The sequence below is a fragment of the Sphingobacterium spiritivorum ATCC 33861 genome (genome assembly GCF_000143765.1).
Lineage (GTDB): Bacteria > Bacteroidota > Bacteroidia > Sphingobacteriales > Sphingobacteriaceae > Sphingobacterium > Sphingobacterium spiritivorum.
In genome coordinates this window covers 339023-361903 of the sequence record NZ_GL379773.1, presented here as the reverse complement: position 1 = coordinate 361903, position 22881 = coordinate 339023, and the positions used below count along the sequence as shown (strand labels likewise).

Genomic DNA, 22881 nt, shown 5'->3' with positions numbered 1-22881 from the left:
TCGAAGCCTAAGATAAGTAATGCTTTATTAAATCTATGTTAAAATCTTCCGATTATGGTTTTTCCACCGACGACCTTGTCTTCCAGTTTGACATCGATCCTGGTTCCAAGCGGAAGGAATAAGTCAACACGTGAGCCGAATTTGATGAAGCCAAATTCATTTCCCTGTGTTACAGCATCGTTTTCTTTTACATACCAGACAATACGGCGGGCTAATGCTCCTGCAATCTGGCGGAAAAGTACTTCCTGACCTGACCTGGACTGCACTACAACTGTGGTACGCTCATTATCTGTAGAGGATTTCGGGTGCCATGCAACCAAAAATTTTCCGGGATGATATTTGAAATATTTTACAATACCACTGATAGGATTGCGATTAGAGTGTACGTTGACAGGTGACATAAATACAGATACCTGAATACGTCTATCGTTAAAATATTCTGTTTCTTCTGTTTCTTCTATAACGACTACTTTTCCATCTGCCGGACAAAGAATCACACCATCATCAATTGTTATTTTGCGGATAGGGCTTCTGAAAAACTGTACAATCGTAATAAACAGAAATGCTGAAACTATATAAATGATCCACTTGACAACAGTAGGGGCGTCATAATAATCAGCAAGGGCATTCGCAATGAAAATAATCAAAACGACAATTGCCAAACTTGTATAACCTTCTTTGTGAAATTTCATTATCAAAAATATTGTGCAAATATAGTATAATCTTCAAAAAGGAGAACTATTCTTCTGCAGGACGTTTAATGGATATGGAATGTACATCTATCTCTCCGGCCTCATTCACCTCTAACCGACCAGAAACCACGATAGTATCATTGACGGGAAGATTGTTTTTTAGCGAAGGAAAATAATACGGAATTACCTCTATGATAGCTGATAATATATTTTGTGTTTTAGCATCCTCTATCATTTTTGTAAATGTGATTCGGGATGGTTTTCCTGCCTCAGATAATTTAGCTGTGTACTCAAAATTTCCGGGCACTATTTTAAATGTCAGCTTTACTACATCAAATGACTTTTCAATTTTTTCACTCAGGTAGTTTGTGAAGTTGCTGTAATCATCGAAGTTGCACTTTTTGAACACTAAGTATTCGGCTCTTACAAAGTATTCTACCGGTAACACCGGAAAATCAGATTGGGAATAGCTATCCTCTGTGAAATAGTTGTCTCCTCTTTTAAAAACCCCACCTGAAAAGTATTCATCTGCTGCAAGGACACTATTATTCTTTTCATCTACGAAATAGACTTCCCATCTATCAGCAGGTACACCACTTTTCACTCTTCCCCTTCTTCGAAGCATCGGATAGCCATACTCGGAATACCCTTCAAAAGGAATAGAGAAATCATACAGGCCTTCCCCATCTTTAACAATCTGTTTACCTTTTCTATCCCATTGTGACATGATACGGACTCCTTGCTCATAATTTAATACCATCATGGGCCGGCCGTCCGGATAATAGAATTTCCAGTCATTAACAGGTTGTCCGTCTGCAAAAGTGGCTTCCCATTTGATCTTGCCATTAGGGTGATAAGCGATAAACGGACCTGTTTTTACTCCATTGGTATGAGTTCCTGTTAAAATAACATGTCCTGTGGGACCAAAATCCTTAAAATTTCCTTCAAAAGTATTGGTTTCTTTGTTAAATCCGGTTACTCGTTCTATGGATTTAAACGGACAATTTTTTTCTGCCAGATAATAGTAATTGTCAAAGTAAAAGCGCATCAGACTATCTGTGACTTTTTCAAAATAGACTAATTTATTTTCCTGCGCCTCTGTTGAAAAAAGCAGAAATGCAAATACACTTAACAAACAGATTTTTTTGAAATTAATCATAACACAAAATGTTTAGTGTGCTTCCAGCCAATTTTTTCCTTGTCCGATCTCTACTTCTATAGGTACCTGCAGGGGGATCGCTGTCTTCATTCTGTTTTGAATGAGTGTCTTGAATTTTTCCACTTCATCCAACGGAACATCAAATACCAACTCATCATGTACCTGCATGATCATTTTACCGGACAGTTGTTGTTGTTCAATATCTTCCTGAATGCGTAACATTGCTACTTTTATCATATCAGCAGCGGAGCCCTGTATAGGTGCGTTAATGGCATTTCGTTCTGCAAAACCACGAACGGTCATATTTGCCGAATTGATATCTCTCAGATAACGTCTTCTTTTGAGTATTGTTTCTACAAATCCATTTTCTTTTGCAGAGGCTATCGCTTTAGCCATATAATCCCGGATTCCGGAATATTGTTGAAAATATTGATCTATAATATCGGCGGCTTCGCGACGGGGTATACCTAAACTTTGCGACAGGCCAAAGGCTGATTGACCATAAATGATTCCAAAATTAACGGCTTTAGCATTTCTTCGCTGATCGGAAGAGACTTCATCAAGTTCCAGTCCATATACCTTTGCTGCTGTTGCGCGGTGAATATCATAACCTTTTTGAAACGCTTCGAGCATATTTGCATCCTGACTCAACTCAGCCATTAGTCTTAATTCGATCTGGGAATAATCGGCAGATAGAATCACGTTATTTTCGGATCTTGGTATAAATGCTTTTCGTACTTCACGGCCTCTTTCTGTACGGATCGGAATATTTTGAAGATTAGGATTTGTCGAGCTTAATCTGCCTGTTGCAGCGACAGCCTGATTATAGCTCGTGTGTATGAGTCCTGTAGTTGGATTGATCAGACCGGGTAATGCATCCACATAAGTTGATTTCAACTTCTGAAGCTGTCTGAAGTCCAGAATATCCTGAACGATGTCAGATTTGTTGGCGAGTGTCAGTAATACATCCTCACCTGTTTTGTATTGTCCGGTTTTTGTTTTTTTAGCTTTCGGATCGAGCTGCAATTTGTCAAATAATACCTCTCCTAACTGTTTGGGTGAAGCAATATTGAATTTGACTCCGGCTTTTTCATAAATACTGGCTTCCAGATTACGGACATCTTCTTCTATAGTTTTGGAAAACACAGAAAGCACATCCACATCTATTTTAACACCATTTTTTTCAATTTCAGATAAAACATATACAAGTGGAAACTCGACTTCCTGTGCTAATTTAAGAGTAGCTGTTTCTTCCAGTAAGGGTTCGAATTTTTCTTTTAGCTGCAGGGTGATGTCAGCATCTTCAGATGCGTATTCCTTTATAAGTTCAATTTCTACATCCCGCATATTCCCTTGTTTCTTACCTTTTTCTCCGATGAGTTTGGTAATTGAAACAGGGATATATCCCAAATAATTTTCTGCCAGTACATCCATCCCGTGACGGGTATCCGGATCGATCAGGTAATGGGCCAGCATAGTGTCAAATAACGTCCCTTTAACTTTTACGTCATATCGGGACAGCAGTAAGATATCATACTTGATATTCTGACCTACTTTCTCAATGTTTGCATCTTCGAGAACGGGTTTAAATATGTTTACAATCTCCAAAGCCTGTTCACGTGAATCGGGAGTCGGGACATAGTATGCTTTGCCTTTTTCAAATGCAAAAGATAGCCCCACAATATCTGCGACTAAGGCATCAAGGCCAGTAGTTTCGGTATCAAAGCAGAAGCTTTTTTGCCCAGCCAGTTCTTTTGCCAGTTTTTGTTGTGCTTCGCTGCTATCCACGAGAATATATTCGTGTGCTGTATTATCAATATTGTTGCTTGCTACCGGAGGAATCTCTTCCTGTTGCGGAGTCAAGTCATTGACTGTCGTGCTGAACAGATCCATCTGACCGGAAGAGTTTTTTCCCGTCGTATCAGCGACAGAAAAATCTTCACCAAAGACACGTTTCCCTAATGTTCTGAACTCCAGTTCGGCAAACAGAGGTTCCAGTACTTCCTTATTCGGATCTTCAAGGAGCAGTGATTTTTCATCAAATTCGATCGGAACATCTAATTGTATAGTTGCCAGACGCTTAGAAAGAAGACCTTGTTCGGCAAAAGTTTCGACGTTTTCTTTCATTTTGCCTTTCAGTTTATCCGAATTGGCAATAATTCCTTCTACTGAACCGAAGTCCTGTACCAATTTTTTTGCTGTTTTCTCTCCGATCCCTGGTATTCCGGGGATATTGTCTACAGCATCACCCCATAGACCGAGAATATCGATGACCTGTGATACATCCGAAATTTCCCACTTCGCCAGTATTTCGGGCACTCCTTGTGTTTCTGCACCATTTCCCATTCGGGCTGGTTTATAGATAAAGATATTATCAGAGACCAGCTGACCAAAGTCTTTGTCGGGTGTCATACAATATACCGTAAATCCTTTTTGCTCTCCTTCTTTGGCTAAAGTTCCGATGATATCATCTGCTTCATAACCATCTTTTGTAATGATGGGGATATTGAATCCTTCTATCAATCGGAAGATATATGGAATAGAGGCAGACAGGTCTTCAGGCATTTTTTCCCGATGCGCTTTGTATGACTCAAACTCTATGTGTCTGTTTGTAGGTGCATCAATATCAAATACGACTGCAATATGAGTGGGCTTTTGATTTTTCAAAACTTCCAGTAAGGTGTTTGTAAATCCCATTATTGCGCCGGTATTCAGGCCATTTGATGTGAGTCTCGGTGTTTTGCTTAATGCAAAATAGGCTCTGTAAATGAGCGCCATTCCATCTAGAAGAAATAGTTTTTTCACAAAATCTTATTTAACGGTGTATTCACAAAGGTAATAAATTCAATACTTCCGAAGATTAATAAATTTTTACGACTTTTGTCACATGGAGCAAATGGCTGAAATCATTTTTGATAGGGTATGAGAGGTTTGGTGACAAAGTCTACAGGGAGTTGGTATCTGGTGCTGGGGGATGATGGCCGTCGTTATGAATGCCGGATAAAGGGCAAGTTTCGTACCCATGGTATCAAAAGTACTAATCCTGTGGCTGTTGGTGATTGGGTTGAATTTGATCTGGAGCCGGACCTTGATAGTGGTGTGATCAGGCATCTGGAGCCTCGCCGCAATTATATTATCCGCAGATCTGTCAATCTTTCTAAACAAACACAGATTATAGGTGCTAATCTGGATCAGGCTCTTCTGGTGGTTACACTGGCTTCTCCTCCGACATCACTGGGGTTTATTGACCGCTTTTTAGTGACTGCCGAAGCGTACAGTGTGCCTGCTATGTTAGTTTTTAATAAACTGGATCTGTTCAGTGATGAAGGTCTGGATATTCTGAAGGAATATGAACAGATCTACGAATCTATCGGCTATCCTTGTTACAAGGTCTCAGCTCTGGAAGGAATCAATGTGGAAGAACTAAAAGATCTGTTGAAAGATAAGGTCACGCTGGTATCAGGGCATTCGGGTGTAGGCAAATCTACGTTAATCAATGCGTTGATTCCGGAAGCCGGATTGAAAACAGGAAGTATCTCGGACTGGTCAGATAAAGGGAAGCATACAACTACTTTTGCGGAGATGATGGATCTGCCCTTTGGTGGCAAACTCATTGACACACCTGGTATACGCGAACTGGGAATCGTAGATATAGAACCGCAGGAATTATCTCATTTTTTTCCTGAAATGAGGGCTTTGCTCAATAAATGCCGCTTTAACAATTGTCGTCATGTGAATGAGCCGGGTTGTGCAGTGATGGAGGCTGTGGAAAACGGAGCTATTGAGGCCTCCCGTTATGATAGCTACCTGAGTATCTACCATAACGAGAATACCCGCAATTAATTAATAAAATCCCGTAAATAAGAACACTCATTAACCGCGATCTGGTAATATTGTGTCTTGGAATAGTTGTTTTTTAGTTCTTTAAAGTATGGATTGTTAAAGCTATACAGATAGAACGGAGACTGTGAGAAGAATTCATAATATTTCCATCGCTCTTCATTTGAATATTGAAATTCTTTTTGCTGGCATTTTGCAAGCATGAAAGTACAACGCGCTTTGAATTCGTTGTCTTTACTTAATGTACGCGCTTTTTCATACCAACGCTTTGCCTGTCTTCCCTGCAGATAGTCGTATTCCCAGTCTACCTCAGGCGCAGTGTATGGATCATAACAGCTCCAATTGTAGCTTATCAGCATCCATCCATTTCCGAAGGTAGAGGTTTGATACACTCCATTTGCCATCATAAAATAGATATTTGCCTGTTTTTGTGGATCTTTTTCCGTTTTGAGTTTTTTCTCTAACTGTAGCATCTGTCTGGCGAAATCCAACTTGTCGAATACATCAGTGCCTCTCTCTTTTGGGTAATCGTTATTCATTGTAATGAAAGGATTGGCATATACGGTCTGATCTGAATACCAGTCATTATAGGATTGATAGGTGTATGTATTCGGAAGCTTTTCTAAAGTTTTGACGGCATTTTCGTAATCATGTGTACGGAGATAGGTCGTTCCTAAAAGCTCTGTGATTGCCATCTGATCAGTATTGCTGATTCCCTGAAGCAGATATTTGACTATGCCTTTCTGCTGCTCCGGATTTTGAAGATAATTCTGTATTTCTATTATAGATGAAGAGGTTAGATATTTCTTCCAGAATATGTCTGTAGAATAGTTGAAATTCTTTTCAAGCGTATCCTGTACATAGTTGTTATTGCTGAATATATCCGCTTTTAATGCCGCCAGGCTCGCTAAGGCAGTGTCGCCTTTTGCCAGATACTGAGGCACCAGAATATTGCTTAAGATGTTTTTGCCGATAAGGCTGTACGGGCTTCCTTCATAGCCGTAATAATACTGATCATTTTCTTTACGTTGCTCTCCCTTAGACTTTTCAGAAAGCCAGTCGAGCGTGGAGACCATTTTATCTTCATTAACTTCACGTCCTTTTTTCCAATCGGTGAGTTGGGTCAGCATATCGGTAATACGGAATTGGTCGAGAATTGGTTCCGGAAGTTTTTTAACATTTATTTTTTTCAAATATCCCTGAGCGGCTTCATTTTCGTTAATCAGCCAGCTGGTATAAGCGGCGGTGAGAAGTCCCAGACTCTTTTGTTTTCCGGATAGCTGGAGTGCGAAATCACGCAGTTCGTGAGCATGTTTTTGTGATTTTTCTTGTTCTTCAGGACTGCCGAAAGGATTGTAGTATGTCCAGTTTAAGGAATACGGTGTGATCAGAGCAGATTCCAGCTTGTTTACTTCCCGGGTTAGCAACATACCCACTACTTCATTGTTATGATCCAATGTATAGCAAGTTCTCAAATATTCCATTGTCATGTCCGACGCGGAAAAACCCAGCAATGCTGCAAGACTGATCTGATCCTGTTTTGTCTTGGATAAGGCTGTGACTTCTTCATCAGGAATATCTATATAGTGGAAGTTTTTATAAGCCAATACTCTTCTTTCCGGGTTGGAATAGAAAACTTTAGCATATAAAAATGCAGCTTCAGCTTTTTCTCCGTTCCATCTTTTTGCACCGGCATAGTTGGATAATGCCCAACCCATCAGTGCACTTTTAGATTTTACAGGTGCGATATACTTTTCATATATCAGGATAGATTTATCGTATTCTTTTGCATACAGATACAATCTTGCTGCCTGGTAAGAATATCTTAATCTCAAGAAGCTATTCGCAGGAAATGTTTCGATTTTTTCTTCAGCTTTTTCGGCAATATCCAGTATAGAGGAATAATCTACCGGAGCAGGATCCCAATAATTATAAGGAACGAAAGTTAAATTTTCAGCCTCCTTTGTGAGGCTGAAATATTCTTTTGCAGCTACTGATTTTGGCTCCAATAGTTTTATGGCAAATGTGTTTCCTGATAAGGAGTCCGGTAATTGTTTCTGATCTGTAGCCGCCAGGAATGAAACTACACTCGCACTGTCTGCTTTATACATCAATGCCTGTACATCTTCTGGTTTTACGCTTTTCCCAAGGTAATCTGTCCATTCTCGGATATTAATCACGGCTTCACTCTGAGGTTCTTCTTCTGAGTAAAGAAATCTATAGGGTATATATTGAAAGGCCGAATAGCTTCCTGCCTCTATATTAGGCAGAAAATAGGATGTTTGATTATCGTAAGGATCCATTTCCGGACCACAGGCAATATTCACTGCAATTTCACCAAAATATGCCGCCAGAAACAGACTAGAGACGATTAATGATTTTTTGTAAAGTTTCATTCGGGTATGTTGATAGTATTGTTTTGTCCAGATGATAGAACACAATGTTTCGATCTTCTTTCTTTAATTCTTTCTTCAAAAATGAAGCCGTTTTTGACAGGTCCTCTTCAGAAACAAACTCATATCTTATGATATCATTTTTCATCAGTCCTTTTTCAGGAAGATCCTGCTTCAATACATACAGATTTGTGTTTGGATTACGGGTAAATAAGCTGGTATTATCCAGATTTTCTTTATTGATTTTTTTGGAAATTCCCGCATACTCCTGATTGCGGAATACAACGAACCATTCGAACAGAGGTAGTGCAACATCGAGCTTGAGGGGATAGTTTCCTAAATGATCTTTGAGATACAGATTAAGATCTTCCTGATTCAATATGGAGTTTTGGGTTCCGAATTTTCGGAGGTTCCCCATGTTATAGCACATAAGAATAGCTCTCGATACAGGAGGTATACCGCTGGTTTTGATGTTTTTGATCTGGTGGAGTCTCAGGGTGGAAGTGAGTTCTACATTTGCCAGCTCCGGAAAAGTCTTCATAAATTCGATCAGATAAAAGAATTTGTCACGGGACGAGGCTGTCCAGTCACAGTCCAGTTGTAACTCTCCGAATGTAGTATTGCCGCTCTGTTTTACTTTTTCAATCACAAATGGCACGATTTTGTGGGCTAACCCTCTTATTGTAAGACTGTCCATGGATTGAAAGATTCGGGTGTTGATAAAAACTACCGGAACGATCTGCATATCTGCCGGAAGAGTATCTTTGAAAGTAATAGGCGAAATGGGTATCGGTTCACGTCCGTTTTCCTGCATGTCTATATCCATAATCCTTACATACAGTTTGTTGGTATGGAGCTGGTTGAGACTGTTTTGAATAATCGAGTCGGATGCGTATGTTGTTTTCCAATAGTAAAATGAAACCTCTTTCTGAGGACTCTGACAACTCACAGCTATCAGTAACAACAGGGCGAAGAGACAAAAATATACGTGTATGTTCTTATAAATCATTTAGAGTAAAAGTAAGATATTTATACGAGTGAAGCCAAAATAATATACAGTCTTAAAACATAATAGCATACGCAGTTGTTTTATGACGGATTGATAATTAAATAAAAGTAAAGATCATTATAAATTTAAAGGATGAAGCCAGTTTGGAAATGGGTAATCGGGGTAGTTGCATTTCTTATCATTGCGGTAGTAAGTGCAAGTTGGTATCTAAGTATACATTGGAAGCCCATTGTAGAGGATCAGTTAAAGGAAGCAATTAAAGATGCCAGCGATAGTCTTTACACCTTGAAATATGATGATCTGGATATAAATCCCGGTCTTGGAAATGTGGTTGTCAGGAATGTGGAGCTTATCCCGGATTCCAATGTCTATAAGCAGATGGACCAGCGCAAAGAGGCGCCTAACAACAGGGTTCATATCAAAGTTTCCAAACTTAAAATAGTGAGCTTCAATATTATTGATATTTTAAAGAAAAAGAAGCTTAAGATCGAATCTATCGAATTCGAAAGTCCCAAGATTCATCTGATGAATGAATACCATGCCTACAATGATACGGTGTCTACCAAACCGCAAAAGACGCTGTATGAGAGCGTCAGGAAATTTTTAAATACGATTCAGATCGGAGGTATAAAAGTTGAAGATATTTCCTTTAAATATACGCAGCTTGACAAAGGCAGGTCATCACATATGGAGATTGAAAAGGTTAATCTACGGGTGAGAGATGTGCTAATTGATTCGACATCAATCTCAGATTCTCTTCGCTTCTACCATACCAAAATGATCGAACTGGAGGTGCCGAAATTTGAGTATCCTCTTCCTAACGGATTGTATAAGGTCGGATTTGAAAAGCTGAAGATCAATACGGAAGAACAGAATATCCTGCTGACTAAAGTCTCTTATGTTCCGCAGTTAAAAAAGGATGCTTTCTACAAAAAGAAAGGATCCGGAGGCTCAATTGCCTCGCTGCGGTTTGATACTGTTCGTTTTGAAAATCTGGACTTTAAGAATCTGATGCGGAATAAGCAACTGACGGCCAGACGTGCGCAGATCAGAAACGGATCTGTTGTAATTTCATCGGATAAACGATATCATAGTCCATCCGAAAACAAGATAGGGCAGTCTCCTCATCAAAAATTGCTTCAGTTAAAGGGGCTGCTTCGGTTAGATACGGTTCTGGTTGAAAATGTCGATGTGACTTATTCAGAGTTTAGTAATAAATATCTGAAAGAGGGTTCTATTTCTTTTGACCATACCAGAGGTTATCTGACGAATGTAACCAACGATTCTTTAGCGCTTAAGAAAAACAAATGGATGATGGCCAACCTGAGTAGCAATATTATGGGCTCCGGACTGTTAAAAGTCGAATTTGGATTTGATATGCTGAGTAAGCAGGGTGAACATACGTATAAGGGTTCGGTAGGAGCGATGAATGCTACGGCATTTAACAGAATCCTGCGACCGCTGCTAAATGTGGAGATTGCATCCGGGAATATCAAAAGAATCAATTTTGATTATAAAGCCAATGATTACCGCAATTGGGGAACGTTCAAATTCGATTACAATCATCTAAAAATAAATATCCTGAATGAGCAAGGCAAAGGTGAAGAGAAGGTCTCTAAGCGTGCTATTTCTTTTTTAGTCAATAGTTTTATTCTGAATGACAGTAATCCTGATGCAAATGAAGTCTATCATGTGGGAAATGTTAATTACAAGCGTGTTCCGCAATATCCTTTTTTCAAAACATTATGGCAAAGTCTGCTCGCAGGAATCAAACAATGTGTCGGTATGACTCCTGAGCGTGAAGCGAAGCTTATGGGGAAGGCCGAAACGGCAACGGAAACAATCAGTAAGACCAAGAAATTCTTCAATTCCATCTTCAAAAAGAAGGATAAGAAAGAAGAAGATAAAAAGGAAAAGAAATAAACGAAAGGAGGTGGCTATCTTTGCTACCTTACAGTTGCAGCAGAAAAGAGGATGTTAGGTTTCTTAAAGTTTATTTTTAAATACAAAAACAAGATAATAGACATTTGCATGTTCTACGTGAGCATGATCTGTGCATTTGCTGTTATTTTGCATGTGGGATATATAACAGATCCTAAGATTGCGAAAGTATTCGAAGTTGTTATACACGGAATGTTCTTTGGTTTGTTCCTGTTAGAAGGATTTCGTACCGTATCATCGATATTAGTTCAAAAGAGAATCGGGGTTTCCAATATTTCAGGACTTGTAATCATTGGCTACTTTTTCTTTATCACCCTTGCCCGGCTTTCCGGACTTGAATCACTTTCATTTTTTAATAAAGAAGAGTGGATATATCTCGGAATATACCTCATCTTTTTATCTGCACTATCAAAAAACAGTCTGTTTTTTGATAACTTTTACTTTAATCCTACGATTCTTTTTGTCATCAGTTTTTTAGTGCTGATCCTTATCGGCACTTTGATTCTTATGTTGCCCCGCACCACTTTAGTCGCTCCTTTGACTTTTATAGATGCCTTGTTTATGGCGACTAGTGCAGTTTGTATTACAGGACTTTCAGTGACAGATATATCTTCTAATTTTTCCATGTTCGGACAGACCGTGATTCTGGTTCTTATCCAGATCGGCGGATTGGGAATTATGACTTTTACTGGTTTTTTCGGGTACTTCTTTTCCGGTGGATTTTCCTTTAAAAATCAACTGATGTTTGGGGAGATACTGGAAGAGAATAAACTTAACTCGGTAATCAGTACTTTACTGACGATTATTTTCATTACACTCTTATTCGAATTTATAGGTGCTGTTTCTATCTATTTTACGTTGGATCCAACCCTGTTTAATTCTATTGGTGATCAGGTTTTCTTTTCTATTTTTCATGCTGTCTCTTCGTTTTGTAATGCCGGGTTTTCTATTCTTCCGGATGGGATACAGCATGCGGATTACCGGTATAACTATAACTTTCAGTTAGCGCTCGCCATGATATTTGTTTTCGGAGGACTAGGCTTTGGAACAGTTTACAATTTTTATACCTATGCAAAGACAAAGGTTCAGGCGCTGTTTTGCAAGCTGATCTTAAAGCGCAGTTATGTTCATAAACCCTGGCCTTTTAGCTTTAATTCTAAATTTATACTGATTTGTAATCTTATCCTAGTCGTGTTGGCGACCAGTTCTTATTTTCTGTTTGAATACAACAATACGCTGCAGCAGGATGAGACCTGGTATGGCAAGATCGTATCCGCTTTTTTTATGACGAATGCTTCCCGCTCTGCTGGTTTCAATAGTGTAAATCTTAATTTTCTGAGTGGTCCTACTGTGATTATGGTGACATCCTTGATGTGGATCGGAGCTTCTCCCGGGTCTACGGGAGGAGGTGTGAAAGTGACGACCGTAGCCATTGCGTTATTGAATATTTTATCTCTGGCAAGAGGAAAAGATTCTATAGACATTTTCAAAAGAAGAATCATTCCCGAATCTGTAAATAAGGCGTTTGCCATTATATTGCTTTCGGGAGTTACGATTGGAATTTCTTTTGTTTTGCTCAATTTTTCAGATCCCGGCAAAGGAATGAAAGAGCTTCTTTTTGAAACGGTATCCGCTTATACGACCTGTGGACTTTCTTTGGGTGTCACTCCCTCTCTGAGTCCGGCTAGTAAGATTATCATTATCTTTACCATGTTTGTAGGGCGTGTAGGCACGTTAACGCTGCTTGTTGCATTTATAAAAAATATGCGGAATAGAAATTATGTCTATCCGAGTGAAAAAATATTATTCTAATTTATCAGCATGAAATATATCGTATTAGGTTTGGGACATTTTGGGAAATCGTTGGCTATACACCTCACCGAGTTGGGACATGAGGTAATCGGTGCCGATAAAAATCTTACGATTGTCGAACAACTGAAGGACAGGGTGACTCATACGGTATGTATGGATACTACAGATCGCGATTCTGTGAGCGCTCTGCCACTAAGAGACAGTCATGCTGTTATTGTGGCCATTGGTGAAGACGAGGGCGCCTCGATGCTTACTACAGCCTTATTGAAGCAGCTTCACGTGAAACGTATTATTGGTCGTGTAGTGTCTGATTTACAGAAGACAGTTATGGAAGCAATGGAAATCGATGAATACATCATGCCGGAGGAAGAGGCTGCGGAACGACTAGCCATGCGCCTGGATAATATTGATATTGTAGATTCCTTCAAGATCTCGGACAAATACAGTATTGTAGAGACTAAAGTACCTGCAAAATATATCGGGATGACCTTGGAACAGGCAAATCTCACTAATAGTTACGGGGTGATCGTACTCACAACTGTCAATCAGCGGGATGTGCTGGAAAAAGGTAAAAATGTGAAGATAAAAGAAGCAACAGGAATTGCCAAATCTGATACCATGCTCAGGGAAGAGGATTTACTCGTCTTATTCGGAGAACTTTCGAATATTAAAAAACTGATCCAAAAGGGCGAATAGCTTACAACTTCTGAGCATGTAGTGCCGAGAAAAGGATTTCATGTCATACAACACTGAAATCCTTTTTTGTTATTCTGACGAATTTTAAAATGATTTGTATATTTTTGGAGCTTAATCATTACATACAACCTATTTAGAGTAAATGAAAAATTGGTTTAAGGAAAATGCAGTACACTTTACGATTGTCGGAATCTTCATCGTTATGGTGTTTTTTTATTTTACACCTATATGGCAGGGTAAGACTTTGGCACAACATGATGTGCTGCAGGCAGAGGCAAGTCAGAAAGAATTATTTGATTATAAAGCCAAGGACGGACATGCGCCAAACTGGACAAATTCTATGTTTGGAGGTATGCCCACCTATCAGATCTGGGCGGAGCATAGCAGCAATGTCGGCACATATATATCCAGAGGTTTAAAAACAGTTTTTCCAACACCAATAGATGTTGTATTGCTGTATCTTATAGGAGCATATTTTTTGTTCTGCGTCCTCAAGGTAAGACCCTGGCTCGCTGCTGTAGGAGCGATAGCTGTCGCATTTACATCCTATAATTTTATTTATATAGAAGCCGGACACGTGAATAAGGCTTATGCTATTGCCTATATGGCACCGATTATCGGGTCAGTTATTCTGTGCTATCGGGGCAAATTTCTCTTAGGCGGAGCTATTCTGGCCTTGTCAATGGCTTTAGAAATTCGTGTCAATCATATTCAGGTTACCTATTACCTGTTTATCGCTTTGTTGGTACTGGTCGGTATCGAACTGTACCATGCGATCAAAGAAAAGAGAATAAAGGGGTTCGTACAGGCGACGGGCGTTCAGTTAACAGCGGTTATTCTTGCTGTACTGGTCAACGCATCTGTATTGTATCCTACTTACGAATACAGTAAATATTCTACCCGTGGTAAGGCCAATATCATCAAAGTCGATGAGGCAAATGAACAAAAAGGGCTGGATAAACAGTATGCATACGACTGGAGTCAGGGTGTGGGGGAGACCATTACATTTTTGATCCCTAATGCTTACGGAGGTCGTTCACAAGGAGTTCTGGATGAAAATTCACATGTTGCCAAACTTTATGAATCGAAAGGTGCTTCTGCAATGCAGGCCGCACAAATCGCAAAACAAATGCCATCCTACTGGGGAGAAAAACAATTCACTGCAGGTCCCTGGTATTTTGGCGCAAGTATATTATTTCTGTTTGTCCTGGGACTATTCATAGTTAGAGGGCGCATTAAGTGGTGGATTCTGGGAGCTACAGCACTTATCATCTTCCTTTCATTTGGCCGTCATCTCCCTTTTATTTCGGATTTGTTTTTTGACTACTTCCCGATGTATAATAAGTTCAGAGCTGTAGAATCCATATTGGTCATTGCGGCATTGCTGATCCCTATATTGGCGATATTATGTATCAATGAGTTGATTAACCGTTCTTCTGAAATCAAAAATCTGGATAAGAAAGTACTTTACACTTTCATAGGTGTAGGAGGTTTGTGTCTTTTGATTGCGTTAGTTCCGGATATGTTCCTGAGCCTTCGTAACTCTAAGCATCAGGATCTTGTGGAAGTATTCACGCAGCAGATCGGAGATCGTACTGTTGCAAATGAAACCGTGACAGCATTGGTGAAGGATCGTGCTTCGCTTGCAAGTAAAGATGCCTGGCGTTCATTCTTCATTGTTGCATTGACATTTGGTCTGATCTGGTTTTACCTGAAAAAGAAATTAAATTATACTGTATTAGTTGTTGCTTTGGGAGTGATCTTCCTTGCAGATCTGTGGTCTGTGGATAAACGCTACCTGAATGATGATTCTTTTGCAAACCCTTCTTCCACCCGGATTCCAGAGCGTGAGGTTGATCAGCTGATTCGTCTGGATCAGGATCCAAGTTATCGTGTGCTGGATCTTACAACAAATGCGTTCTCAGATGCTACAGCATCTTACTTCCATAAAAATCTAGGAGGCTACCATGCGGCCAAAATGATGCGCTTTCAGGAGATTCTGGAACATCAGTTTAACGGGGCTTTAAATGAAGACGTACTGGATATGTTCAATGTTCGCTACCTGATTACAGCAGATCCTTCAAACGGAGCTCAGAAAGTAGTTCGAAGAAGTTCTGCTCCGGGCAATGCCTGGTTTGTTGATAAAGTGACATTTGTGAAAGACAATGCACAAGAGATGCAGGCTATAGGTAGTTTTGATCCCAAGAAAGAGGCTTTTGTCAATCAGGAATTCAAGGATAAGATTGATGCGGGTCGCTTAGGTTTGCCAGTCAATTCCTCTATTACACTGACTTCGTATCATCCGGATACCTTGAAATATGAATATACAGCACCAAATGATGCATTCGCTGTATTTTCTGAAGTATTCTATGATAAGGGATGGAAAGCCTATATCGATGGTAAAGAGACACCGATTATCCGTGCAGACTATATTTTGAGAGCATTGCAGGTACCTGGAGGAAACCACAAGATTGAATTTATCTTTGCTCCGGAATCGGTCAAAACTACGAATCTTCTTTCTGGAATAGCGTCAGTTATTCTGGTGCTTGGGTTAGCAGGTGCGGTCTGGTATGGCGTACGTCAAGATAAGAAAAAAGGTCCGGAACCGGAAAAACCGAAACGGACCAACTAAATATTTATTAAATAAGATTTAAAAACCTTTAGAATAATTTGAGCTGCGGATCGGTTATTCTGAAGGTTTTTCTGTGATGTGGCGTTAGTCCGTATGCAAGTACCGCATTTCTGTGTTTGACAGTAGGGTAGCCCTTATTCTGCAACCAGTCATAGGCAGGAAAATCGCAGGCTATACTTTCCATATACTCGTCCCGGTAGGTCTTCGCCAATATAGACGCAGCTGCAATGGAAAGATATTTCCCGTCCCCTTTGATAATACAGGTATGTGAAACTTCCGGATAAGGAATAAAGCGGTTTCCGTCTACAATAATGTATTCAGCCTTTACTTGTAGCTGATCCAATGCACGATGCATGGCCAGATAGGATGCATTGTGTATATTGATTTTGTCAATTTCTTCAGCAGAAACACTGGCTACTGCAAAAGCAAGAGCTTCCTGCTCAATAATGGGACGTAAAGCCATTCGTTTCTTCTCACTTAATTTTTTGGAATCATTAAGAAGATCATGATGATAGTCTTTTGGAAAAATAACTGCAGCGGCAAAGACGGGTCCCGCAAGACAGCCTCTTCCTGCTTCATCACAACCGGCTTCTATACGTTCTATCTGAAATGTGGATAATAGCATGGTATTCAATTAAACTTCAAAAGTAATATTTCTTAAGCCGGGATGAAAATGTAACTTCTCTGTGATTAACCCGCTTTTACAGTAATTAACACTTCTTATCAGTTCTTTTGTAACGAAAACGAATAGTGAACAAACCTTTGGCAATTCTTTACGTCCAATCCCTTGTTCATCACGATTACCGGTTTATGAAGAAAATTCTCATCATATGTATATGTTTCCTGATTTCAACGTCCGGCTATGGGCAGAAGAAATCAAAACAACCTGTTGTAAGTCTTCCTGCAATTGATAATGTAGTGATAGACGGACAGCTGAAGGAATGGTCAGGGAAACTTACTGCTGTTAATCAGGATTCTTCCTGGAGCTATTCTGTTGCCCGAAACGGAGAATACTTGTATGCAGCGGTCAAAATCAAAGATAAAGAACTACAGAGAGATGTCGTGCGCTGGGGTATAACGTTGGGAGTACATGGTAATGTAAAGAAAAAGGATGGAGCCGAGTTGATATATCCTGTTGCTGACCGCGAAGATATACGGGAACTGGCACAATCTGATGAATATAAAGGCCAGGATATCAGACAAGTGTTGCTTAACACAGCAAGAGGATATCAGATTTCAGGGTTTCAGTCATTAGTAAATGGAAATCTTTCTTTCTCAAATAATTATGGAATTCAGGCGCAAATACGGATCGACGAACACGATAATCTGTGCTATGAGGCTGTATTGCCGGTTTCAAGACTAGCCATAGATAAGGATAAAGGTCCTGTCGGAATTCAGTTACAGTTAAATACAATGTGGTCAGTTATGGCCAGATCGGCCAGGGCTAACAAGGGAAGGGCCGTTGCCGGCGGAAGATCATACGCTACACCACAAATGCCTAAAAATCAAAGTAAAGTACAAACAGAGGTGTGGATATTGACCATACTGGAACAGAATTAATAATTATATACATATGAAAATACTTCAAAAGTATGCTGCTTTTTTTATCGTCTTCTGTATAGCGGCTACCAGTGCATTAGCGCAAACAGGTAAAAGCGTACAGGGTTTTCTAAGGGACAGCAAATCCCGTGTGGTGGCAGGAGCATCAGTCACACTGATTTCAGATAAAGATTCGGTGGGTACCAGCTCGTCAATGAGTGGTATGTATTCTTTCAGCAATGTAAAGGGAGAAAAGTTTAAAATCAAGGTAAGCAGTATAGGTTATGAAACTTTTGAGAAAGAATTTGCCTTCCAGGCGGGACAGAACAGTCTGTCCATTCCGAGTTTTGAGCTGATGCCTACCAGTACCATGCTGGAGGAAGTCGTAGTCGACGGTGTTCCGACGGTGGTGGTGAAAAGTGATACACTGGAATATACTACACGCGATCTGAAATTACGGGACGGAGCACTGGTAGAAGATGCCTTAAAAAAACTGGAAGGTGTAGAAGTAGATAAAAATGGAACAGTGACAGCACAGGGAGAGCAGATAAAGCGTATCCGTATCAATGGCAAAGACTTTTTTGGAGGAGATGTGAAGACTGCAACACAAAATCTGCCTGCAGATATTATTGAGAAGATTCAGATTATTGATGATTATGGAGATGTGGCTAATCTGACAGGTAATAAAACTGGGGATGCCGAAAAAATCCTGAATATACAGATCGACCCGGCAAAAAATAAAGGATATACGACTACATTACGACTTGGTTACGGAACTGAAGACCGTTATCAGGCTACAGGGATGATCCTGGCGATGAAAGAAGGTATGCAAATTTCCGCGTTAGGAAACCTGAACAATATCAATGCCCCGCTATTTGACTTTAATACACAAGGTGGCGGAGCCAGAAGACGCCAGGGTGGCGGTGGTGCCAGAGGTGGCGGCGGTATGTTCGGCGGTGCTAACGGAATTACTAATACAGGATCATTCGGATTAAACTACAGGCAGGATTATAATGATAAGGTGACTGTATATGGTAGCTATAGCTATGGTCACGATGACAATGATGTCATTTCCTCCAGTCTCAACAAATTTTTATATCCCGATTCTACATTAGACAAGAATACCGAGTCTACCACAAATACAATCGGGAATACCCACAGATTTGAAGCAAATCTGGAGTGGAAACCTTCAGCAAAGGATTTTATTAAAATTTCACCTCAGCTAGGCTATGGAAAAACAACGACTGACACATACAGTCACAATGAAAATCTCTTAAACGGAGTGCTGTATAATACTGAATCCAACAACTCGTACAGTTCTTCAAGGAGTCCGAATGTGGGCATCAGTGCTTTGTATAACAGACGTCTGAATGATAAGGGTAGAAATATTTTTTTCAATATGAACATCAATTCTTCGGGAACCAAACAAGATCAGGACCGTATTATTGAGACCTTAGTCGGCGATCCCAACAACAGCACCATTACCATGGATAGTATTTACAGAAGAACGCTGGCTGAGCTTGACAATAAAAGCTGGAACGGAGGTGCAAGTGTATCCTATATAGAACCGTTGAGCCAGTTTGGCAAATTGGAAGTCTCGTATGATTATAATGTCAATACCTATGACAATAACCGCAATCAGAAAGCATATAACCTTGACGGATCAGTTCTGGATGACGATGACTTTAATTTTGAGCGTATGTATGATTATTCCTTTAGTACACATCGTGTAGGAGCCAACTACAGCTACAATAATGATAAAATCAAATATGCTATCGGGGCTTCGGTACAGCCTTCCATATTAGATGGAGATGCGATAGTGGACGGGAATAAAATCAATATTCACCGCAATGGGTTTAATTTTATCCCGATTGCCAGATTCGAGTACAAATTCAATCGTCAGAAGAATTTGCAGATCAACTATTCCGGAAATTCCAATGAGCCATCTATCACACAGATACAGCCATTCACAGATAACTCTAATCCGACAAACGTGGTTACGGGTAATCCGGATCTGGCAGCTGAATTTCGGCATAATCTGAGATTCCGGTTTAATTCCTCCGATTTTCAAAAAGGAAAAACATTCTTTGTGATGCTGAACGGAACATTGACGCAGGATAAAATTGTGTCCAATAATTTCAGAAGAACTGATCCGGGATTGGGTATAATACAGGAAGTTAATTACCTGAATGAGGACGGAGCATTTAGTCTGAATGGTTTCTATCATTACGGACGGTCATTCAAGAGTAAGACTTATAGTATAAACTTTATGGGAGGTCTGACCTATAATAATAATCCGTCATATACGGACGGAAAGCTGAATCTTGCTAAAAACTGGGCCTTAAACCAAGGGGTGATGTTCAGATATAACCCTTCCGAAAATCTGGAGATAAATCCGGGTTTCAGATACTCGTGGAATCATACCAACAATACCCTTAATAATACAACAGTCGTGATGCAGTCTTATGCACCGACTTTGATCGGATCTGTTAATATTTCACCATCGGTTATTTTTGGCGCAGATCTGTCCAAGACATTCTATCAGGGTAATGCGTATAACGAAAACCCGTTTGTTATAAACACATATGTGGAGAAAAAATTTATGAAGCAAAACAGAGGTACGCTCCGTTTACAGGCATTTGACCTGCTGAATGAGCAGACGAATATTTCAAGAACATTTTCAGATATTCAGATCTCTGACAGCCGGACCAACAGACTCGGCCGTTACTTCATGCTGATGTTTACTTACAAGTTCTCCAAGTTTGCAGGAGGTGTAGGTCCGCAGGAAGATAATAGATTTCCAGGAGGAGGACGTCCACCCAGAATGTAATTTTATACCTTTGAAATCGACAAACGGTTGTAGTTCTGTAAGACTGCAGCCGTTTTTGTTTTATAATTATGTAGTTTTGCACAATCCTATACATCGTAGGTATTGGAATACGAAGTATATTGAACACCCATAATATTTTTAGATGACTACAATGGAATATGAGATTATTCGATTATCGAATGGCATTAGGATAGTTTTATATCCCCAGCAAACTCCGATCACACATACCTGTCTTCTTATCAATGCCGGTTCCCGTGATGAAGAAAACGGAAAATTTGGCGTAGCACACTTTATAGAGCATCTGCTATTTAAACAAACGGAACGAAGAAATACAAATCAGATCTTAAACCGGTTGGAGACGGTAGGAGGAGATTTGAATGCCTATACTACGAAAGAGTATACCTGTATTCACGCTTCTGTCTTGAATCCGTATCTGGACCGGGCACTGGACCTGTTTGAAGATATTATATTTCACTCCACTTTTCCTGATATTGAGATGGAAAAGGAAAAAAGCGTCATTGTAGATGAAATGGCATCCTATCTGGACAGCCCTGAAGATGCTATTATTGATGATTTTGAAGATATTTTATTCGCAGATTCCGGCTTAGGGCATAATATTCTGGGAATAGAAGATCAGTTGATCGGCTTGCAAAAAAGCGATATACTTCGTTTTATGCAGGGGAATTATAATACCAATGATATTGTTATCGGTATTACCGGAGATTATAAAAAAATGCAGATAGAAAAACTGGTCAATCGTATTTTCGGGCAGATCGAGACAGCTGTTATTCAGAGAGACAGAACGCTTGTTCCGGTGCATGCTCCGCAACATATTCGGGTGGAGAAACCCATAAATCAGGTACATTATATGCTGGGTACGCAGGCTTATGGTATACGGGATGAACGAAAAACCGGTCTGTTATTATTGAATAATATGCTGGGAGGATTGGGTATGAGTTCTATTCTGAACTTATCTATCCGTGAAAAGTACGGTATCGCTTATACGATTGAATCAAATTATTCCATGTTTTCGGATACAGGGATTTTTTCCATTTATCTGGGAACCGATGAGGAGAAAGCAAAAAAGGCGGTATCCCTTGTTTTCAAAGAATTGAATAGACTGAAAGCGCATGGTCTTACAGCGGCACAACTTCAAAAAGCAAAGAATAAATTTAAGGGGCAGATTGCGCTGGCAGAGGAAAACAGAATGAGTATGATCATTGCTGTGGCAAAAAATATCATGGACTATGATCGGGTAATAACGCTGGATGAAGTCTTTCAAAAAATTGATGAGGTGTCTGCAGATGCTGCCAAAGAAATATTAGAAGATATCTTTGATACGGATAAGATGACCTCTCTAAGTTTTGTGCCTTCGGAAGAGGATTAGGGATATTTAAGTATATTTGTTCCATTAACAATCAAGATAAAATATGAAAACAGCTTACGTGTTTCCGGGTCAGGGCGCTCAATTTGTAGGAATGGGCCAGGATTTGTATAATTTGAATGATGAAACAAAGGCTCTGTTCGAACAGGCTAATGATATTTTAGGATTTCGTATCACCGACATAATGTTCAATGGTACGGATGAAGAGTTGAAACAAACCAAAGTAACACAACCTGCTATTTTCCTGCATTCTGTAATCCTTGCGAAAGCTTTGGGCGAAAACTTCAAGCCGGATATGGTTGCAGGACACTCATTAGGTGAATTTTCAGCATTGGTCGCTGCAGGAGCACTTACTTTTGAAGACGGTTTACAATTGGTAGCCAAACGTGCGAATGCTATGCAAAAGGCGACTGAAATCGAGCCCTCAGCAATGGCTGCGATTTTGGGTCTTGAAGATGCCATAGTCGAAGAAACATGTGCTAAAGTAGAGGAGACGGTTGTCGCTGCGAATTTTAACTGTCCCGGACAGGTGGTTATCTCGGGTACAGTAGCAGGAGTGGATAAAGCTTGTGAGTTGTTGTTGGCTGCTGGTGCTAAACGAGCTTTGAAACTTAACGTTGGTGGCGCGTTCCACTCTCCTTTGATGGAACCTGCACGTGTAGAGCTGCAGGCGGCTATCGAGGCGGTAGACATCAAAAGCCCTGTTTGTCCGATCTATCAGAATGTAGATGCAAAACCGCAGACTGATCCTGCTGTAATTAAAGAAAATCTTATTGCACAATTGACAGGAGCTGTTCGCTGGACTCAGACAGTACAGCATATTCTTAGTGACGGAGCAGAAGCATTTGTAGAAGTAGGTCCGGGCAATGTGTTGCAAGGACTGGTGAAGAAGGTAGATCGTCAGATTCCAACTTCAGCTGCAACAGTATAATTGATATAACATAAAACGAAAAA

Annotated in this window: 15 protein-coding genes; 9 read left to right on the top strand and 6 right to left on the bottom strand. The window is 40.0% G+C overall.

Features of this window, described 5'->3' with window-relative positions:
* Positions 1-38: 38 nt before the first annotated feature.
* The 3 genes from HMPREF0766_RS17735 to polA are packed head-to-tail and all read right to left on the bottom strand — an operon-like array spanning position 39 to position 4656.
* Positions 39-692 (bottom strand): phosphatidylserine decarboxylase family protein, encoded by a 654-nt coding sequence (locus HMPREF0766_RS17735; RefSeq protein ID WP_003000294.1) that lies wholly within the window; start codon positions 690-692, stop codon positions 39-41.
* 46 nt (positions 693-738) lie between these two features.
* On the bottom strand, positions 739-1851 hold the full coding sequence (locus HMPREF0766_RS17730) for a toxin-antitoxin system YwqK family antitoxin (protein ID WP_003000292.1): 1113 nt from the start codon (positions 1849-1851) through the stop codon (positions 739-741).
* Positions 1852-1863: 12 nt separating this feature from the next.
* The gene (gene polA, locus HMPREF0766_RS17725) at positions 1864-4656 is read right to left on the bottom strand and encodes a DNA polymerase I (RefSeq protein ID WP_003000290.1); all 2793 of its coding nucleotides are present in this window, start codon (positions 4654-4656) and stop codon (positions 1864-1866) included.
* Between the two features lie 117 nt (positions 4657-4773).
* Between polA and rsgA the strand changes: the two genes are divergently transcribed.
* Complete coding sequence (gene rsgA / locus HMPREF0766_RS17720) at positions 4774-5694, top strand: ribosome small subunit-dependent GTPase A (RefSeq protein ID WP_003000288.1); 921 nt, start codon at positions 4774-4776, stop codon at positions 5692-5694.
* Here rsgA and HMPREF0766_RS17715 read toward each other — a convergent pair.
* Positions 5691-8087, bottom strand: coding sequence for a hypothetical protein (locus HMPREF0766_RS17715; RefSeq protein ID WP_003000286.1), 2397 nt, complete (start codon positions 8085-8087; stop codon positions 5691-5693). The genes rsgA and HMPREF0766_RS17715 overlap by 4 nt on opposite strands.
* Positions 8053-9093, bottom strand: a complete 1041-nt coding sequence (locus HMPREF0766_RS17710; protein ID WP_003000284.1) for a hypothetical protein — start codon at positions 9091-9093, stop codon at positions 8053-8055. The genes HMPREF0766_RS17715 and HMPREF0766_RS17710 overlap by 35 nt, the downstream gene beginning before the upstream one ends.
* A 132-nt stretch (positions 9094-9225) precedes the next feature.
* Between HMPREF0766_RS17710 and HMPREF0766_RS17705 the strand changes: the two genes are divergently transcribed.
* The 4 genes from HMPREF0766_RS17705 (at position 9226) to HMPREF0766_RS17690 (ending at position 16174) form a co-directional block, all read left to right on the top strand.
* A complete protein-coding gene (locus HMPREF0766_RS17705) occupies positions 9226-11016 on the top strand; it encodes an AsmA family protein (protein ID WP_003000282.1) in 1791 nt (596 codons plus the stop codon).
* A gap of 153 nt (positions 11017-11169) precedes the next feature.
* On the top strand, positions 11170-12846 hold the full coding sequence (locus tag HMPREF0766_RS17700) for a TrkH family potassium uptake protein (protein ID WP_236590610.1): 1677 nt from the start codon (positions 11170-11172) through the stop codon (positions 12844-12846).
* A 9-nt stretch (positions 12847-12855) separates the two neighbouring features.
* Positions 12856-13542 (top strand): potassium channel family protein, encoded by a 687-nt coding sequence (locus HMPREF0766_RS17695; protein ID WP_003000278.1) that lies wholly within the window; start codon positions 12856-12858, stop codon positions 13540-13542.
* Between the two features lie 142 nt (positions 13543-13684).
* On the top strand, positions 13685-16174 hold the full coding sequence (locus HMPREF0766_RS17690) for a YfhO family protein (RefSeq protein WP_003000276.1): 2490 nt from the start codon (positions 13685-13687) through the stop codon (positions 16172-16174).
* Between the two features lie 28 nt (positions 16175-16202).
* Here HMPREF0766_RS17690 and HMPREF0766_RS17685 read toward each other — a convergent pair whose 3' ends face one another.
* Positions 16203-16799 (bottom strand): ribonuclease HII, encoded by a 597-nt coding sequence (locus HMPREF0766_RS17685; protein WP_003000274.1) that lies wholly within the window; start codon positions 16797-16799, stop codon positions 16203-16205.
* A gap of 185 nt (positions 16800-16984) precedes the next feature.
* Here HMPREF0766_RS17685 and HMPREF0766_RS17680 point away from each other — a divergent pair, with 185 nt between their 5' ends.
* From HMPREF0766_RS17680 to fabD, 4 genes are all read left to right on the top strand, one after another.
* Complete coding sequence (locus HMPREF0766_RS17680; protein WP_003000272.1) at positions 16985-17734, top strand: hypothetical protein; 750 nt, start codon at positions 16985-16987, stop codon at positions 17732-17734.
* 13 nt (positions 17735-17747) lie between these two features.
* Positions 17748-20543 (top strand): outer membrane beta-barrel protein, encoded by a 2796-nt coding sequence (locus HMPREF0766_RS17675; RefSeq protein WP_003000270.1) that lies wholly within the window; start codon positions 17748-17750, stop codon positions 20541-20543.
* Positions 20544-20685: 142 nt separating this feature from the next.
* Positions 20686-21930: a M16 family metallopeptidase gene (locus tag HMPREF0766_RS17670; RefSeq protein ID WP_003000268.1), complete on the top strand. Its 1245-nt coding sequence runs from the start codon at positions 20686-20688 to the stop codon at positions 21928-21930.
* Between the two features lie 43 nt (positions 21931-21973).
* Positions 21974-22858 (top strand): ACP S-malonyltransferase, encoded by an 885-nt coding sequence (gene fabD, locus HMPREF0766_RS17665; protein ID WP_003000266.1) that lies wholly within the window; start codon positions 21974-21976, stop codon positions 22856-22858.
* The last annotated feature ends 23 nt before the right edge of the window (positions 22859-22881 follow it).

What these genes read in the sequence shown, in the direction of transcription:
- HMPREF0766_RS17735 (WP_003000294.1), bottom strand. Translation starts at nt 692, where the DNA reads ATGAAATTTCACAAAGAAGGTTATACAAGTTTGGCAATTGTCGTTTTG.
- HMPREF0766_RS17670 (WP_003000268.1), top strand. Translation starts at nt 20,686, where the DNA reads ATGACTACAATGGAATATGAGATTATTCGATTATCGAATGGCATTAGG.
- rsgA (WP_003000288.1), top strand. Translation starts at nt 4,774, where the DNA reads ATGAGAGGTTTGGTGACAAAGTCTACAGGGAGTTGGTATCTGGTGCTG.
- fabD (WP_003000266.1), top strand. Translation starts at nt 21,974, where the DNA reads ATGAAAACAGCTTACGTGTTTCCGGGTCAGGGCGCTCAATTTGTAGGA.
- HMPREF0766_RS17695 (WP_003000278.1), top strand. Translation starts at nt 12,856, where the DNA reads ATGAAATATATCGTATTAGGTTTGGGACATTTTGGGAAATCGTTGGCT.
- HMPREF0766_RS17690 (WP_003000276.1), top strand. Translation starts at nt 13,685, where the DNA reads ATGAAAAATTGGTTTAAGGAAAATGCAGTACACTTTACGATTGTCGGA.
- HMPREF0766_RS17680 (WP_003000272.1), top strand. Translation starts at nt 16,985, where the DNA reads ATGAAGAAAATTCTCATCATATGTATATGTTTCCTGATTTCAACGTCC.
- HMPREF0766_RS17685 (WP_003000274.1), bottom strand. Translation starts at nt 16,799, where the DNA reads ATGCTATTATCCACATTTCAGATAGAACGTATAGAAGCCGGTTGTGAT.
- HMPREF0766_RS17730 (WP_003000292.1), bottom strand. Translation starts at nt 1,851, where the DNA reads ATGATTAATTTCAAAAAAATCTGTTTGTTAAGTGTATTTGCATTTCTG.
- HMPREF0766_RS17675 (WP_003000270.1), top strand. Translation starts at nt 17,748, where the DNA reads ATGAAAATACTTCAAAAGTATGCTGCTTTTTTTATCGTCTTCTGTATA.
- HMPREF0766_RS17710 (WP_003000284.1), bottom strand. Translation starts at nt 9,093, where the DNA reads ATGATTTATAAGAACATACACGTATATTTTTGTCTCTTCGCCCTGTTG.
- HMPREF0766_RS17715 (WP_003000286.1), bottom strand. Translation starts at nt 8,087, where the DNA reads ATGAAACTTTACAAAAAATCATTAATCGTCTCTAGTCTGTTTCTGGCG.
- HMPREF0766_RS17705 (WP_003000282.1), top strand. Translation starts at nt 9,226, where the DNA reads ATGAAGCCAGTTTGGAAATGGGTAATCGGGGTAGTTGCATTTCTTATC.